This window comes from Hoylesella nanceiensis DSM 19126 = JCM 15639 (genome assembly GCF_000379965.1).
Taxonomy (GTDB): Bacteria; Bacteroidota; Bacteroidia; order Bacteroidales; family Bacteroidaceae; genus Prevotella; species Prevotella nanceiensis.
On the sequence record NZ_KB904328.1, the window covers coordinates 52,939 to 71,207 of the forward strand.

The window sequence follows — 18,269 nt, forward strand, 5'->3', positions numbered from 1 at the left end:
AAACAAAACATTATGGCAACAACTCCTGAATTTAAGTATGCCCCTATGTTCCAAACAGGGGAAGACAAAACAGAGTACTATCTACTCACAAAAGAAGGCGTTTCAACAAGCGAATTCGAAGGAAAAACTATCTTAAAGGTTAGCAAAGAAGCTCTTACTCAACTCACTAACACAGCGTTCAGAGATGTCAATTTCTTATTAAGACGTTCTCACAATGAGCAAGTTGCAAAGATACTTTCAGACCCCGAAGCAAGCGATAACGACCGTTATGTGGCACTAACATTCCTTCGTAACGCTGAAGTTGCATGCAAAGGCGTTCTTCCTTTCTGTCAAGATACAGGTACAGCAATCATACATGGAGAGAAAGGTCAACGTGTTTGGACCGACTTTTGCGATGAAGAAGCTCTTTCATTAGGCGTTTATAAGACCTACACAGAAGAGAACTTACGTTACTCTCAAAATGCTCCTTTGAACATGTATGATGAAGTTAATACTCGTTGTAACCTACCTGCGCAAATCGATATCGAAGCAACTGAGGGCGATGAGTATAAGTTCTTGTGCGTAGTTAAAGGTGGTGGATCGGCTAATAAGACCTATTTCTACCAAGAAACCAAAGCTATTCTTAACAAAGAGACCCTTGTTCCTTTCCTATTAGAAAAGATGAAGACTCTTGGAACCGCTGCTTGTCCTCCTTATCACATCGCATTTGTTATTGGAGGAACTAGCGCAGAGAAGAACCTTTTAACTGTAAAACTTGCTTCAACTCGTTTCTATGACGGTCTACCTACAACAGGAGACGAAACCGGAAGAGCCTTTAGAGATGTGCAATTAGAACAAGAATTGCTCGAAGCATCACACAAAATCGGCCTAGGAGCACAGTTCGGAGGTAAATATTTCGCACATGATATTCGTGTAGTACGCCTTCCTCGCCACGGAGCATCATGCCCTGTGGGTCTTGGAGTGAGCTGTTCTGCAGACAGAAACATCAAAGCTAAGATCAACAAAGACGGTATTTGGATTGAAAAGCTTGACGATCAACCAGGCAACCTCATTCCAGAAGAATTGAGAAACGCAGGAGAAGGCAATTCAGTTAAGATCGACTTGAACCTTCCAATGGACGAGATCAGAAAAGAACTTACCAAATATCCTGTTTCAACTCGTTTGAGCTTGAATGGTACTATCATCGTAGCTCGTGACATTGCACACGCTAAGTTGAAAGAAAGATTAGACAGAGGCGAAGGCTTACCCGATTACTTTAAGAACCATCCTGTGCTTTATGCAGGTCCAGCAAAGACTCCTCAAGGTCTTCCTTGCGGTTCAATGGGACCAACAACTGCCAACCGTATGGACACATACGTTGACCTATTCCAACAAAATGGCGGTTCAATGGTGATGATTGCAAAGGGTAACAGAACTCAAATGGTTACCGATGCATGTAAGAAGAACGGTGGTTTCTACCTCGGAAGTATCGGTGGTCCAGCTGCAGTTCTATCAATGAACAGCATCAAGAGCATTGAATGTGTAGAATATCCAGAGCTTGGAATGGAAGCAGTTTGGAAGATTGAAGTAGAGAATTTCCCTGCATTTATCCTTGTAGACGATAAGGGTAACGACTTCTTTAAGCAACTTCCTGCAGGCACAGTGAACTGTAAAAAATAACAATCGCAGAAACATCACGTTTCGATAACGATTATATCTAAAATTAAAAGCATAACTATTTGCTCGTAATAGTTATGCTTTTTCTATGTAATCTCAATGCTTTTAGATTGCAATTGCATTGAGTTGAGCAAGCAGGAAACATTTTTACTCTAAAATCAAAGCATTTACCTTCTTAAAGAGTGATTATTTAAAGGAAACCTTTCTAAAGTCTAAATTTAAGCTATTTTTTATATATTTTGGTTCAATTTTATTAGGCGTAACATATATTTTCTTCTATCTTTGCGAAAGTTTACTACCGACTTAAACAATAAAAATAGACAGAAACAAATAAAGTTTTGTCTAAAAATGTCAATTACATCATTCACTCTGCTAATAATTCGCAAGAGAAGTATGTTTCATGACAAGCACAACAATCGAAAAACCTTTTACAAAAAATAATCATGAAGAAAATAACCTTTATTGTCTTTACATTCCTTTTAACCCTTGGTAGTGCATCTGCACAAATCGTGAACATCACCCAAAGTGACATAAACAAAGCACGTGAGATCGTATCTAAAATGACATTAGATGAGAAAATCTCATACATTTCAGGCTATACAGACTTTTCTATTTGCCCAATTCCTCGATTAGGGCTACCTGAAATCAAGATGGCAGATGGCCCACAAGGGATACGTAATGTTGCAAGAAGCACCATGTATCCTGCTGGAATACTTTCTGCTGCAACATGGAACAGACAATTAATAAACAAACTTGGTTGCTCTTTGGGACAAGATGCACGCCTTCACGGAATAAATATTTTATTAGGACCAGGCGTAAACATGTATCGTGCACCTATGTGCGGTAGAAATTTTGAATATTTTGGTGAGGATCCGTATCTTGCAAGCGAAACAGCTAAACACTATATCATCGGAGTTCAATCGCAAGGTGTCATTGCAACAATAAAACATTTTGCCCTTAACAACCAAGAATGGAATAGACATCATGTAAGTTCTGATGCTGATGAACGCACAATTCAAGAGATATACTTCCCTACTTTCAAGAAAGCTGTAAAGGAAGCACACGTTGGAGCAATAATGAATAGCTACAATCTTATAAATGGTGTGCATGCAACAGAAAACCCTTGGCTTAATATTCATGTACTAAGAGATAGCTGGGGGTTCAAAGGAATACTTATGTCTGATTGGGAATCTGTGTATTCTGGGGTTGGAGCAGTACTTGGTGGATTGGATCTTGAAATGCCATCTGGAAGATATATGAATAAAGAAACACTTTTACCTGCCCTAAAAAGTGGAATTATATCAGAAAGAATGATCGATGATAAGGTTTGCCATATTATTCAAACTTTATCTGCTTTTGGATTACTAAAGCAAAATCAAGCCACCACAAAGGATACTGATAGAGAACTTTCTACATCTGCTTCTACTGCACTTGACATTGCACGGGAAGGAATTGTGCTTCTAAAGAATAAAAACTCACTTCTACCTCTACGAGGCAGCATTGCAATTGTAGGTCCAAATGCCCATATTACGCCTACAGGTGGAGGTAGTGGAAGTGTAACACCATTCAAAACGACAACAGTTGCAGAAGGTATAAAAGCTATATATAATGGTAAAAGCTCTTACATCGAAGACGCTAAATGGCTCGACACACTAAAATTAGAATATAAAGCTTCTTACTATACAAATAAAAACTTAGAAGGTAAGCCCGCTCTTGTTAGAAAAGAAGCAGAGATTAATCACGAATGGAAAGAGGATGCACCTGCTCCTGAATTGCCAGCAGATGGTTTTTCTGTGAAATGGGAAAGCTCTTTTAAATCTGAGGCGGATGGAATCATTAAACTAATGGTTCGTGGTGATGATGGATATCGTGTTTTCGTGAACGATAAAGAAGTTGCATCAGACTGGACGAATCATGCCGTAACAGAAAAAGAAGCATGTGTGCAAGTAAAGAAAGGCAATGAATATAAGATCCGAATGGAATATTATGATAACATGAGAGATGCAACTGCACAACTCATTATTCAAACAGCTAACACAGAAAAGTTACGCCATGCTCTTTCAAATTTCGACAATGTTGCCTTATGTGTAGGCTTCACTAGTAATACAGAAGGTGAAAACTTTGATAGGCCTTTCGAACTTAACACATGGCAGAAAAGCCTTATAGACCTTATTTCTAAGATTAAAAAGAACACAATTGTAATTGTTAATAGTGGTGGCAGTATTGACTTTGGGCCCTGGATTGATAATGTTGGCGCAGTATTAATGGCTTGGTATCCTGGTCAAGAGGGTGGTCGTGCTATTGCAGAGATCCTTTCTGGAAAGATTTCTCCCAGCGGTAAGCTTCCTATTAGCATTGAACGTAAATGGGAAGATAATCCTTGCAGCAAAAGTTATTATGACCATCGTGATGTAACCCACAAACGAGTGTTATATTCAGAAGGCGTCTTTACTGGCTATAGAGGGTTTGATAGAAATGGAACTGCTCCCCTCTTCCCCTTTGGTTACGGCTTATCTTATACTACCTTTGAATACAATAATCTCAAAACAGAAAAGGGATTAGATAACAATATCAAAGTAAGTTTTGACTTAAAAAACACTGGAAAGAGAGATGCGAGTGAAATTGTACAAATATATGTACATGATGTTGAGAGTTCAGTTCCACGTCCTTTAAAGGAACTAAAAAACTATGAGAAAGTATATTTACGCAAAGGAGAAACAAAACACATCACCTTGGAACTAAATAAAGATGCTTTTAGTTTTTACGACATCAATGCTCATGATTTTATTGTAGAGAAAGGCGATTTCGAAATACTCGTTGGTGCATCTTCCTCAGACATCAAACTAAGAACAACAATCAACCTATAAACACAAGCCTATAACATAACTGAATTCTATATTTCAATAAACTAATAAAAATCTAAACAATATTAATTATGAAAAAGACTATGAAGAGTACGTTTTTTTCCCTCTTTTCTAGTATCGCTATTTTAGGCCTTGCTAGTTGTGGACACGAAAACATAATTTCAACAGCGCATAACTCGGCTGAACCTATACAACTTACTACATTCTATCCAGACTCAGGAATGTATAAAGAACAAATAATATTAGAAGGTGCCAACTTTGGACGAGATGTTTCAAAAATAAAAGTTTACTTCAATAAAACGAAGGCTCCTGTTATTGGTTCTACTGGCAATATGCTTTATATCACGGCTCCACGACTCCCAGGAGATACATGTATGATATCTGTTGTAGTAGAAAATGATTCCGTAGTTTTCACTAAACCCTTTATCTACCACGAATCAATATCCGTAACAACAATTGCAGGTACGGGACAATGCGATTTAGCTAAGGCAGGAGATGTGAACACAGCAACTATGCATCCACGCTACTTATGTGTTGATAATGATGACAATATATTCCTTGTAAGTCGAGATGTCAATGATGGAGCAGAAGATGAGAAGATAATGCGCATTGATCAATCAACAGGACAGGTTGAGATTGTGAGTGATGAAAATGGCAATGTGCCTTGTGCAGACCCTCAAACAAAGATCATCACCATTCCTACAGAAACAACAGTTGGCTCGTATATGTCGCTAGACCCTACAGAAATGTGGAGTCCAAGACAACGTGAAGTGATCTGGCCAGAAGGATATAACATTCCAGAATATGGCTATAAACACAGTATGGTTGTTAATCCTAACGACGGATATATTTACACTCGTTACTACTATGGCGATATTATTAGAATTAACCCTCGCACTTATGAAGCAACTCCGATCTACAAAACAGCCCCAGGCAATAGTTATGGTTTAACATTCAATCCTAAGCACCCTAACATTTTATTTATTGCTTTCCGAGATGATGCAGGTGCCATGGCTAACAGTATTGCTTCTATAGACGTAACACAGCCTGAGAGTACATTTAAACGTTTATCGAGCACAAATACATCAGGTGGACATCGTGACGGAGAGCTCTCTAATGCCCAGCTACATAACCCTTGTCAGATCTATTGTGATGCAGAAGGCTATATGTATGTTGCAGATATGGATAATCATTGCATTCGTCGTATATCTCCAGAAGGCATCATTGAAACCGTACTTGGCGTTCCTGGAACTGCAGGTTATAAAGATGGTTCAAAGAAAGAAGCTCTGTTTAACAAACCTACAGGAATAGGAATAGGTAAGGATGGCTCTGTTTATGTTGCCGACTGGGGTAATTTCCGAATAAGAAAACTAACTGTAAACTAAGAAAAGTACTTATACAAAACAAGTAAACTGACACAAGAAATCATTCTTATAGACGAAAGAATAAATATAAGCCGTCTTATTGAAAAGAATTAAAAAGGCTGTCCTTCATTGATTATAACTCTATTGAGGACACCTTAATAAGATGGGCTTAAACATTAATCTATTTTTTAATACTAAACATTTATAATATTCATGAAGTACCATTCACTACTGGCATTGATGCTATTTGCCTTCACAAGTCAGACGTTTGCACAGAAACTTCCTGAAGATAAAAGGATTCAGGAAGTCAAAAATAAAGAAATTTCTATTTCAGGAATAGTTTACGATAATGAAGAACCACTGATTGGTGTATCTGTAAGCATTCTAGATAAGCCTGGAAAAGGAACTGTTACAGATATTGATGGTAGATTTCACTTAAAAGTGAGTCAAGGAGACAAACTTATTTTTTCATATATCGGATTCAAAAAGTATGAATATGTTGCTGTAAAAAACCAGGAAAATCTCAAGATCCAGCTCATAACCGACAACAAACTCGATGAAGTGGTTGTTACTGCTTTAGGCTCTCAACGAAAAATTTCAAATCTTTCGGCTGTTAGCTCTGTAGATCCTCAAGATCTTCAACGTCCAACAACCTCAGTTGCAAACTTGTTAGGAGGTCGAGTTGCAGGTGTAATTGCCACCCTACATAGTGGTGAACCTGGAAAAAACATATCAGACTTCTGGATTCGTGGTATAGGAACCTTCGGAGCAAACGCATCTGCATTAGTTCTTATAGATGGTTTAGAAGGAAATATTAACGATCTTGATCCTGCTGACATCGAAAGCTTTTCTGTGTTAAAAGACGCTTCTGCAACTGCGGTATATGGTGTAAGAGGTGCAAATGGGGTTGTATTAATTACAACTAAACATGGTACAACAGAGAAAATTAATATCACCGCACGTGGCTCTATTACACTTAATAAAATAAAGAAACTGCCCAATTACCTTGGTGCTTATGAGTATGCACTTCTTGCAAACGAAGCTCGTGAGGAGCGTGGAGAAACTCCTTTATACAATGATATGGCTCTACAAATTATCAAGAATCACCTTGATCCTGATCTTTATCCCGATGTTAACTGGCAAAAGGAAACAGTTAGAACCACATCATGGAATAAAAACTTTTATGTTAGTGCCAGAGGAGGTGCAAATATTGCACAATATTTTATAAGTCTTGGTGCCAATATGGAAGACGCAGCATACAAAACCAATTCTAATAGTCCTTATGCTTCAAACGTTGGATACAATCGTTACACGTATAGAACAAACCTTGACCTTAAATTAACACCAACTACAAAGGTTTATTTTGGAACAGATGGCACCTTAGCAATTAGTAATAACCCTGGAATTTCAAATACCGATTATATATGGGCAGCGCAAGCTTACCTTAATCCATTAATTTTACCAACGGTTTATTCTAACGGTTTATATCCTGCAGCAGGGACCAACGCTTTAACTTCTCCATCAATTTCAATTAATCATCGTGGTCGTAGAACCGATCAATCATTTTCTGGAAAAGCAACATTGGCTGTTGAACAAGATCTTAAGTTCCTTCTTCCTGGCCTAACTCTTCGAGTACAGGGCGCATTTGACATTCACAGTTATTATCAGGAAAGTCGTCTTATACAACCTGCATTATATCAAGCTGTAGGAAGAAATGCAGATGGAACACTGAATACCGTATTACGTGTAGCTAATCAGTCTGCATCTTTCTCAAAAGGAGTAAGCCAATATCGTAAATATCACTTCGAAAGTACTTTAAACTATTCTCATATATTCGCTCAAGACCACCGAGTGTCTGGTCTTCTATATTATTATATGAGTGATGCAAAGAGTTCTAATGATGCAAAATCCAACTTAAGTTCTATCCCATATCGCTATCAAGGCATATCAAGTCGCTTAACTTATGGCTATCAAGATACTTATATGGTTGATCTAAACTTTGGTTATACAGGTTCTGAGAACTTCTCTAAAGGTCATCGTTTCGGATTCTTTCCTTCTATTGCCTTTGGTTGGATTCCTTCAAACTATAACTTTATCAAAGAATCTTTGCCATTCTTAAACTTCTTAAAGCTACGTGCATCTTATGGAACTGTTGGAAATGACAAGATAACACATAAGCGCTTTCCATATCTTACCATTGTTGAACGCCTTAGTAATATTCCCTTTGGCTCTTCACAGGTTGAGACATTACAAGAGAGCTACATCGGTGCCGATAACTTAAGATGGGAAATTGCAAAGAAATTTGACTTTGGTATAGAAGCACATTTATTTAATGAGCGTTTTAATTTCGTACTTGATTTCTTCCATGACGAAAGAGATCACATCTTCCAACAACGTTCTCTAATTCCTATATATGCAGGATTAACCTCTAATCCTTTTAGCAATATCGGAAAAATGGCAAGCTATGGAGCAGATGGGAACTTTACATTTAAACAAAAAATCAACAAAAATGTGGATCTTACCTTACGTGGAAATTTCACTTATTCACGTAACAACGTAAAGAATTGGGAGGAAAACACACCTCTTTATCCTTACCAAAACATATCAGGATACCCATATGGAATACAACGAGGACTACAAGCTATTGGTCTATTTAAAAACCAAAAGGATATAGAAACGAGTCCTTATCAAACTTTTGGAACCTATTCTCCTGGAGATATCAAATATAAAGATGTCAATGGAGATGGGCTAATTAACAGCGATGACTACATTCCTCTAGCATATAATGATAGAACTCCTTTATTAATGTATGGTTTTGGAGGAGAATTCCGTTATAAAGACTTTACTTTAGGCGTTCTCTTTAAGGGACGTGGTCGTACAACAGTCAACCTTAATGGATATGGATATATTCCATTTTATAACGGACAATTTGGAAATGTCTTACAAACTATAAAAGATCCTGCGCAACGCTGGATATCAAAAGAATATGCAATGGCTCACGGAATTGACGAAAGCTTAGCAGAAAATCCTAATGCTCGTTTCCCTAGATTAACATATGGTAAGAGTGAGAACAACACACAACCTTCTGATTTTTGGAATCGTAATGCATGGTTTTTACGCTTACAAGAGATTACACTTAACTATAGTATGAGAACAAAATACTTGCGAAATATTGGTATTTCAGGTATTGATTTTCAGTTGGTTGGTTCAAATATCTTCGTTTGGGACAATATTAAAGAATTTGATCCTGAGCAAGCAAGCTATCGAGGTTTGGTTTATCCCATTCCTTCTACTTACACACTTCAACTATATATACATTTTTAATTCATCAATATATAATAAGCACTATGAGATATCACAATTATAAAAAACATATAACCAAACTGCTTTTACTCACAGGAAGTCTTTTATCTCTATCTTCATGTAACTTTTTAGATATCACAGATAATTACTTCTCAGATGAAATAAGCAGCGACTCTATATTTGCAAACAGTCGAAACACAATCGCATATATGTGGGATATATCAAGAATGTTCCCTGATGAAGGTAATCTAATAGAGGGACACCCAAACACTCTTGGTCCGTTAGCTACTGATGAAGCTTTCTCTAATGCGAAGGCAGATATCACAATGAAATATATAACAGGAGAGATAAATTCTAAGAATCTTGGAAACTTTGAGGAACGCTACAGCAATAATTACAAAGCGATCCGTCGATGTAATACAGTTCTAAGTAATCTTAATAAAGTTCCGAACCTAAACACAACAGACAGAAAAGATATTCTTGGTTATACTCACTTTATGCGTGCCTATGCTTATTATCGTCTTCTTATAGACTGGGGCCCCACTCTCTTATTAGGAAATGACATTATTCCGAATAACGAAGAGTTAAAAAACTATGACAGAGAGCGTGGAACATACGATGAATGCGTGGACTATATCTGCAATGAATTTGAAGAATCTGCAAAATACTTACCCACAACACAAAGCATTGCGAACTTTGGTCGCCCCACAAAAGGAGCTGCATACGGTTTAATTGCTCGTCTACGCATATATCAAGCGAGTCCAGCTTATAACGGAGGAGAAGAAGCCCATCGTTGTTTTGGTAATTGGAAACGTAAATCTGATGGAGCATTCTATATCAATCAAACCTATGATGAGAAGCGATGGGCCATTGCAGCAGCTGCATGTTTGCGTGTTATCGAGATGAAAAAGAATGGTAATGCAATGTATCATCTACATACAGTTGAGAGTTCATCTGAGACTCCAGACCTTCCTACAAACGTTTCTACAGACCCTGACTTCCTAAAACCATGGCCTATCGGAGCTGCAGGCATTGATCCTTTCCATTCATATGCAGACATGTTCAATGGAGAAGACGTAATTCCTAGTAATCCTGAATGGGTTTGGGCACGCTATAGTAATGACCTTACAGCTCACACACAGCAATCATTCCCTGCACATCTTAGCGGTTTTAACCACTATTGTGTAACACAAAAGGTTATTGATGCATATCGTATGGTAGATGGAAATAGCATTGAAGAATCATCTTCTGAATATCCTTATTCCGAAACAGGTTTTACTACTTCTCAAAAGAAATTCTCAGGCTATCGATTAAATAGCGGAGTATATAATATGTACAACAATCGAGAAATGAGATTTTATGCATCAATAGGATTCAGCGAATGCTTTTGGCCTATGACCTCAACATCTACAGTTGGAAATTACAATCAAACAATTACCTATTACTATGATTCTCCTAATGGAAAACAAAGCAATGTAGTGGATTATCCTATAACAGGATATGTTATTAAGAAGTTTATAAATCCAACAGATGCATGGGCGGGAACTAATTCCAAACGATTAACAAAGGCTTATCCTATAATAAGATATGCCGACATCCTTTTAATGTATGCAGAAGCGCTTAATCATCTAACCACAACTCATACAGTTCAATTAGAGAAAGAAACTTATACCCTTATGCGTAACACAGATGAGATTCGCAAAGCTTTCAATTTAGTTCGCCATCGTGCAGGATTGCCTGGCATGTCTGTATCAGAAGTGTCTGATGTAAACACCGTTCAAAAGCTAATTGAACAAGAACGCATGATTGAACTTCTATTTGAGAATGAACGTTACTATGATGTTCGTCGTTGGGGAAAGTATGAGGAATCTGAACTTACTACAATAACAGGAATGAATGTTGAAGGTACAAAAAGTACTTATTATCAACGAACAATACCCAATTCTAGTCGTATTGGTGCCCGAGTTGTTAATCGTAAAATGATGTTTATGCCTATTCCTAATAGTGAAATACGCAAACTTCCTTCAATGTCTCAAAATCCAGGATGGGATTAATTGAAGACAATTCATAAATTATGAATAAGGAGATAACAACAGACATACAATAAAACGTTGAACATTCTTATAAAAAGATATAACATGAAATCTAAATTTTTATTATATACAACAGCCATACTTCTTTTAAGTTCGTGTAACGAAAATGAAGTTTTTACAAGAGAGCAATACAAACACGTCTTCTCGTTTGTTAGTAATAGCGACCACATAAGCGAAAAGACATTCGACCTATCTGATACGACTCGTGTCGGCTATATTGCTCTATCAATGGGCGGTTCTACAAATATTGATAAGGATGCTAATATTCATATCATAAAATCGCCAGAAACACTTGAGTCGTATAATACAACACAGTTCGATAATAATGTTGATAAATATGTACGCATCTTACCTGAAAGTCACTATAGTGTAGCAACAATGAATGTTTGCATAAAAGCAGGACAAACAACAGGAGTTCTCCCCATCACAATAAAGCCAGAAGGATTGTCACCCGACAGTACATACTATCTTCCTCTTCGAATTCAATCATTTGACAACTATGAAGCCAACCCTCATAGAAACTATGTTTTCTATCATGTTCGAATAAAAAATAAGTGGGCTGCAGCTGGAGGATCAACTTATAACATGCTTACTATGAGTTATCTTAATAACAATCCAACAGGAATAGCCAGACCTGGAACAAAAACTTTATTTGCAATAGGGGCCAACACGATACGAATGATGGCAGGAAATGAATCGTTTGATGCATCACGAGCAAATCTAGATAAGTTTGCCTTGTATCTTGATATTAACCCTGATGGAAGTATTAAAATTCGTCCATATCGTGATATTAATGTCATACAATTATCAGATGATAAAGATTTTCCAAACAAGTATTTTATTGAAGAAACTAGCCATGGAACCAAATATGCTAATTTTCTCCTTCACTATAAATACAAATCAGGATCTGATTGGCTTGAGATTAAAGAAGAACTTCGTATGAAGATTACCAATGACAAATAACAAATACCTCGCAATATGAAACTTACAACGAATTTTCAGAATCTGCTTTTTATATTAACTATAGTATTTATCACCTCGTGCGATAAATACGAACGTGCAGAAGTAAGGAACGAAATATATGTAAATAAGAATGAAATAACCCTATCTGTAGGACAAAGCGATAGCCTTATTGTTAGTCCTACAAAGGGCGACTATTTATGGTATAGCGAAAATGATGAGATTGCAACAGTTAATTCTAGCGGTGTAATTACAGCCCTTTCACCTGGTAATACCAATGTAATTGTAGAGCAAAAGCATGCTAAATTCACTATAAAAGTTAGTGTATTGCAAAAGGTCCCTCTAACAGATATTGCTTTAACTGCTACAAAGCTACTTGGCAACTATACCATAAGTCTCATTCCAGGAGCTACACAAAGAATTCTTTCTTCTACCATTCCTGGTAATGCTAACGACTTTTTACGTAGCGATTACTTATGGTGGTCTGACAATGATAGCATCGCACATGTTTATAATGATGGAACCATTCTCGCAGTAAACGAAGGAAGTACATTGGTACACCATCGCCGTGGCACAATATCTAAAGATATTTATGTATATGTATCAAAAACAAGTCCCTTCAAAGGACCTCATATTATAAGTAAAACTGCACCTCTTGAGCTCTCATTTCTCAACTTTGATTATGGCGGTCCTGAGATTTCATGGCACGACGCAACTCCAGAAAATCAAGGAAAAAGCAATTATCGCAAAGACAATGGCGACAATAATTCTAATGGAGTAGATATTGAAGGTTCTTCCAATATTGGTTATACTGCGAGCGGAGAGTGGCTTATTTATACCATTGATGTACAAGATGGTGGCATTTATAGTCTTGATTTATGCGTGTCTGGAAGTGGTGGCACCATGCACTATGAAGTAGATGGAGTGAATGCAACTGGCACAATTAGCATAAAAAGCACAAGTGGTTGGGGAGATTATCAATATAACACTACCTCTCCTAAGGATCTTCGTCTCACTGCAGGACGACATAAAATAAAGGTTGTATTTGGTAATGCGGCCTTTAACATAAGAAGTATGCGATTTACTTATGTCGATGACCTTTAATTCTTTTAAATAAAATATTCATATAAAAGATATTTGCGTTTAATTATTGCGGGGATTATCCATAAAATAATCCTCGCAATATTGTTTTTGGTTGGTTTTTATTATATTTTGGACCATTTTTTATACTACTAAATCCATGGAAAACCTAATTTTGTGGCATCAGAATACTAGCAGAATTTATCTAATACAAGTAACTAATAAATAACTAAGAACAATGTATGAAACATGTATCTAACCTTAGAAAAGTTTTTATGCTTTTCATTCTGTTCACAATTTCCTTGACGGCCTTGGGTCAAGAGGTCACAGGAACAGTCACCGATGCCACGAATCAGGAGCCGCTTATCGGTGTTACAGTACGTACTCCTGATGGAAAAGGTATAGCCGTTACTGATTTCGACGGCAAATACAGAGTTAAAGATGCTCATTCAGTATCCCTTATCTTTACTTATGTAGGGTATGATGATGTTACAGTACAAGTAGGCAATCGCACTACTATAAATGTACAAATGAAACAAAGCTCGGGCAATCTCAACGAAATCGTTGTTATTGGCTATGGAACTCAAAAGAAAGCAGACCTTACTGGAGCTATTGGAGTGGTTGATATGAAAGAAGCAAAGAAGACTGCTGCTACCAATATCTATGAAATGTTACAAGGACAAGTTCCTGGTGTGTCTGTATCAACAACCAGTCAGCCAGGTGCTATGAGTCAAGTTCAAATTCGAGGTATAGGTTCTTTCAACACAGTAGGACCTTTATATGTTCTCGACGGAATGATCGTAAACGACGTTACTCACCTCAATCCTAATGAAATAGAATCAATGCAGGTATTAAAAGATGCCTCAGCTGCAGCCATCTATGGAGCTCGTGGAGCTAATGGAGTTATTCTTATTACAACAAAAAAAGGACATAAAGGACAACCTACACTTGATGTTTCTGCAACATGGAGTATTGCTGATATGCCAAAGAAAATAGAAATGAAGAATGCTATAGACTTCATGCACTACAATGAACAGGCATATATCAATGCAAACACAGCTTGGCCAGCAGCAAACTACTCAATAACGAACACAGGTAAGATGATTCCTAACACGGATTGGCAACGTGCCGTGTTTAAAACAGGATTTACTCAAGATTATAATGCGCTATACGCACAAGGTTCCGACAAAGTAAATTTTGCTATAGGAACTGGCTACATGAGTCAAACTGGTGTATTTGAAGGACCAAAATATCAACGTTTTACAGGCCGTATTAATGGTGACGCAACTTATGGAATTCTCAAAATTGGAGTCAATAGTACTTTCCAGTATGCTAAAAACAATGAAACAAATTCAGGTTCATTCTCAAATGCTTTGGCAATGCCACCTGTAATACCAGTATATGATCCCAATGAACCTTCAGGACGAGGTGGATATGGATATGGAAGTGCAAATTTCCCAACTTATTCAAGTAACCCTGTTGCCATACAAAATTCGTTCAAAGGAATAAGTATCGATAATCGTGCCATCGCTAATTTCTTTGCAGAACTTACTTTATTCAAGCATTTCCGCTATAAGTTTAATGCAGGCGTGGATGCATGGTTTGGCCTACGTAAATATATGAATCATTGCTATACAATGCGTATGGCCTCTGGAGAAACTCGATATAAGGATGTTCTTACTGAAAACAGAGCACAACGAATAACCACAATTATTGAAAATACGCTAACATATGAGAATTCATTTGGCAACCATAATATAACTGCTTTAATTGGACATACTGCCGAAGACATTAACTGGCATTGGCTTATGAACGAAGGTTATGACCAACAAGTTCCTGGTTTATGGCAAATAGATCTTGTTAGTAAACAAAATAATATGGAAGGCTCTGAACAAGAACGAAGACAGATATCTTACCTTGGTCGTCTAGATTACAATTATGCGGGCAAATACCTTGCACAATTTAACTTCCGTTCTGATGGTAGTTCTAAGTTTGGACCAGCAAATCGCCGTGGTTACTTCCCATCACTATCTCTTGGTTGGCGTATCTCTGAGGAAGAATTCTGGAAGCCTTTAAAGAACGTTGTTAACAACATGAAGATCCGTGCAAGCTGGGGAAAGGTGGGTGATATGCAGTCTTCTGGAAATTATAGTTATATACCTACTATTGATCACAACGGACCTTATGAAGGACTTTATGCTGTTTTTGGTCCTTCTGGAAACGAAAATATTCACTATGGAGCAACTCAAACATCTAAAGTGAATGTAAATCTAGGTTGGGAAACTAAAACAACCACAAATATTGGTATCGACTTTAACTCTTTCAACAACCGATTATTTGGTTCTTTTGAATGGTTTAATGCAAAATCAACAGACCTTCTTCTAAACGTTCCACAAGCATGGGCTACAGGAATCTCTACACTTTGGACTAATTATGGTTCTATTCGCAACAGTGGAATTGAATTAACCTTAGGTTGGCAGGAACAAAAAGGAGATTTCAGCTATACTATTAGTGGTAACCTATCAACTTTACGCAACGAAGTTCTTAAGATGGGCGATGCTTATGTACAAGGTGGATACACAAGAACAGAGGTTGGTCGTTCTATTTCTGATTTCTATTTGCTCAAAGCAAATGGTATTTTCCAATCTATGGATGAAGTATACGATTATACAACAACACTAAAAGATGGAACGGTTAAAATAATACAGCCCAACGCAAAGCCTGGAGATGTACGATATATAGATGTGAATGAAGATGGAAAAATTGATGACACTGATAGAGACTGGAGCGGAAGTCCACTTCCTAAGTTCGAATTAGGTTTCAATGCATCGCTTGCTTGGAAGGGTTTTGACTTCAATATGTTTTGGGCAGGCAAGTTTGGTCACATGATATATAATCAAGTACGTGCATCAACACTCAACTTCAATGTTGATAACATTCCTGCAGATGTAACACCATGGACTTGGGATAATCCATCAAATGAATATCCACGTATGTATGCGAACTCTACTGATAACAACAAAGGAAGTGATCGTTTCCTCGAGAAAGCAAGTTTCTTCCGTCTAAAAAATATTCAACTAGGTTATACTCTTCCTGAATCTTTATGTAAAAAGGTAAGTTTAAGAAAAGTACGTGCATACGTTAGTGGTACTAATCTAGTGACTTTAACAAGTTACAAAGGCTATGACCCAGATATAATCTGTACAGATGTATACGGACAAGGCATTGATTATGGACAATATCCATCAACTCGCCAAATCAATATTGGATTACAGATCACATTTTAATTAAAGAATTATTCCTTATGAAAAATATTATAGTTAAAACACTTTTAACCGCTTCATTCGTTGCAAGTTTTACTTCTTGCTCTCTCAACGATGATTGGCTTTCTCTCAATGATCCGAACCGAGAAACGGCTAATACATTCTGGAAGACAACCAAACAATTTGATCAAGGATTGTCTGCAGCTTATTCTACATGGCGTCGCCCAGGTTATTTTAGTCGCTGGTTCCAAGTATTAATGATTCTTCGGAGTGATGAGGGTTGGAGTGAAAGCCCTAATACAGAATTCCAAGCTGACGCTAATTTTATTATCTCTGCTTATAACTATGATGGAAACGCAGGTATTAGTCTACCTTGGCAAACGATCTATAACAGCCTATACTACGTTAATCAAGTTATAGACAATATGAATTCTACTGGATATAAACTTTTCTCTAAAGAAGAAGCAGATCATATTTTAGGACAAGGTTATTTTATACGTGGCGTAGCATTTTGGTCTATTGCGGGTATTTATGGTACAGGACCAATACAAACAAGCTCTACCGAGAATGGACCTATAGGCACACAAGAAGAATTATACAAACAAGCCCTTGAGGATTTCACCAAAGCCTCTACCTTGTTACCTATTAATTGGCCTACAGAAGAAAAGGGTCGTGTTACAAAAGGAGGTGCACTTGGTATGATGGCACGTTTGAATATGCAGTTAGCAGGTATTAAATGCCATCGTCCATGGGATACTACTAACCAAGATCTCGAAGGTGCAAAGACTTATTGGCAGGCTGCAAAGAAGAACATTGAAGACATCTTTGCTTTAGGCATCTATAGACTTTGTGATAATTGGATGGATAATTTCACAGAAAGCAATGAGAATAACTCTGAAAGTCTATTTGAAATAAACTTTAAAGATGGTCTTATTAATGGAAATGAAGTTGGTAGTCAACGTCCAAAGTTCCTGGGACTTTACTTAAGTGACGGCTCAGGTGCTTGGAATGATGGTTCTTCACGTGCTTGGTTATTAGATGAATTTAATAAAGAACGTGATAAAGATGGTAACGTAGATATGCGCAAATTCCATACATTGTTCTATTATGATCCAGCAGAACCACAAACAGGAACTGCAAACTATTATGGAAAGACTTGGCCTGAATGGTGCGCAGTTGAAGGTTATAAAGATAACCAATTTCCACATGAATGCTATTGGAAGAAATATACAAGTGTAGAAACCGACAATAAAAACGAAGACTATTCATCTGGCGCAAACCTTCGTATTCTTCGTCTTGCTGATATCTATCTCATGTATGCAGAATGCATAAACGAGTTGAATGGTGACCGTTCTACTGCAGTAGAGTATATCAATAAGGTTCGTCGTAGAGCGAATATGGCAGATCTTACTCCTACAAGTTTTAGCACTTATGAAGAGCTAATGGAACAAATAAAACATGAAAGAGTTGTTGAACTCTGCGGAGAATGTACACGTTGGTTTGACCTTGATCGATGGGGTGATTTGCACTCACAAAACAAGATTAATGAAATAGCCGAGCGTGATGCCGATTTTCGTAATTTTAAGGTAGGCATAAACCATTTATGGATTATCCCAAATCATGAGATAAATCTTTGGAAAGGATTAACACAAAATCCTGGTTATTAACAATTAAATAGAGAACACA

General features: G+C 37.2%; 9 protein-coding genes. All 9 read left to right on the top strand.

Features of this window, described 5'->3' with window-relative positions:
* Positions 1 to 12 precede the first annotated feature (12 nt).
* The 9 genes from A3GM_RS0103375 to A3GM_RS0103415 all read left to right on the top strand — a co-directional run bounded on the left by A3GM_RS0103375 (position 13) and on the right by A3GM_RS0103415 (position 18,250).
* Positions 13 to 1,659: a fumarate hydratase gene (locus A3GM_RS0103375; protein ID WP_018361980.1), complete on the top strand. Its 1,647-nt coding sequence runs from the start codon at positions 13 to 15 to the stop codon at positions 1,657 to 1,659.
* A gap of 440 nt (positions 1,660 to 2,099) precedes the next feature.
* The gene (locus A3GM_RS0103380; RefSeq protein WP_018361981.1) at positions 2,100 to 4,523 is read left to right on the top strand and encodes a beta-glucosidase; all 2,424 of its coding nucleotides are present in this window, start codon (positions 2,100 to 2,102) and stop codon (positions 4,521 to 4,523) included.
* Positions 4,524 to 4,603: 80 nt separating this feature from the next.
* Positions 4,604 to 5,905 carry an IPT/TIG domain-containing protein gene (locus tag A3GM_RS0103385; RefSeq protein WP_018361982.1) on the top strand — a complete coding sequence of 434 codons (1,302 nt, stop codon included), beginning with the start codon at positions 4,604 to 4,606 and terminating at the stop codon, positions 5,903 to 5,905.
* A gap of 192 nt (positions 5,906 to 6,097) precedes the next feature.
* Positions 6,098 to 9,208, top strand: coding sequence for a SusC/RagA family TonB-linked outer membrane protein (locus tag A3GM_RS0103390; RefSeq protein ID WP_018361983.1), 3,111 nt, complete (start codon positions 6,098 to 6,100; stop codon positions 9,206 to 9,208).
* A gap of 23 nt (positions 9,209 to 9,231) precedes the next feature.
* On the top strand, positions 9,232 to 11,241 hold the full coding sequence (locus tag A3GM_RS0103395; protein ID WP_018361984.1) for a RagB/SusD family nutrient uptake outer membrane protein: 2,010 nt from the start codon (positions 9,232 to 9,234) through the stop codon (positions 11,239 to 11,241).
* An 84-nt stretch (positions 11,242 to 11,325) separates the two neighbouring features.
* Positions 11,326 to 12,243, top strand: a complete 918-nt coding sequence (locus A3GM_RS0103400; protein WP_018361985.1) for a BT_3044 domain-containing protein — start codon at positions 11,326 to 11,328, stop codon at positions 12,241 to 12,243.
* Between the two features lie 15 nt (positions 12,244 to 12,258).
* On the top strand, positions 12,259 to 13,344 hold the full coding sequence (locus tag A3GM_RS0103405; RefSeq protein WP_018361986.1) for an Ig-like domain-containing protein: 1,086 nt from the start codon (positions 12,259 to 12,261) through the stop codon (positions 13,342 to 13,344).
* Positions 13,345 to 13,562: 218 nt separating this feature from the next.
* Positions 13,563 to 16,607 carry a SusC/RagA family TonB-linked outer membrane protein gene (locus A3GM_RS0103410; protein ID WP_018361987.1) on the top strand — a complete coding sequence of 1,015 codons (3,045 nt, stop codon included), beginning with the start codon at positions 13,563 to 13,565 and terminating at the stop codon, positions 16,605 to 16,607.
* Positions 16,608 to 16,624: 17 nt separating this feature from the next.
* Positions 16,625 to 18,250, top strand: a complete 1,626-nt coding sequence (locus A3GM_RS0103415; protein WP_018361988.1) for a RagB/SusD family nutrient uptake outer membrane protein — start codon at positions 16,625 to 16,627, stop codon at positions 18,248 to 18,250.
* Positions 18,251 to 18,269: the final 19 nt, after the last annotated feature.

Coding starts and splice junctions, on each gene's coding strand:
- A3GM_RS0103385 (WP_018361982.1), top strand. CDS start 4,604: ATGAAGAGTACGTTTTTTTCCCTCTTTTCTAGTATCGCTATTTTAGGC.
- A3GM_RS0103395 (WP_018361984.1), top strand. CDS start 9,232: ATGAGATATCACAATTATAAAAAACATATAACCAAACTGCTTTTACTC.
- A3GM_RS0103390 (WP_018361983.1), top strand. CDS start 6,098: ATGAAGTACCATTCACTACTGGCATTGATGCTATTTGCCTTCACAAGT.
- A3GM_RS0103375 (WP_018361980.1), top strand. CDS start 13: ATGGCAACAACTCCTGAATTTAAGTATGCCCCTATGTTCCAAACAGGG.
- A3GM_RS0103410 (WP_018361987.1), top strand. CDS start 13,563: ATGAAACATGTATCTAACCTTAGAAAAGTTTTTATGCTTTTCATTCTG.
- A3GM_RS0103405 (WP_018361986.1), top strand. CDS start 12,259: ATGAAACTTACAACGAATTTTCAGAATCTGCTTTTTATATTAACTATA.
- A3GM_RS0103400 (WP_018361985.1), top strand. CDS start 11,326: ATGAAATCTAAATTTTTATTATATACAACAGCCATACTTCTTTTAAGT.
- A3GM_RS0103380 (WP_018361981.1), top strand. CDS start 2,100: ATGAAGAAAATAACCTTTATTGTCTTTACATTCCTTTTAACCCTTGGT.
- A3GM_RS0103415 (WP_018361988.1), top strand. CDS start 16,625: ATGAAAAATATTATAGTTAAAACACTTTTAACCGCTTCATTCGTTGCA.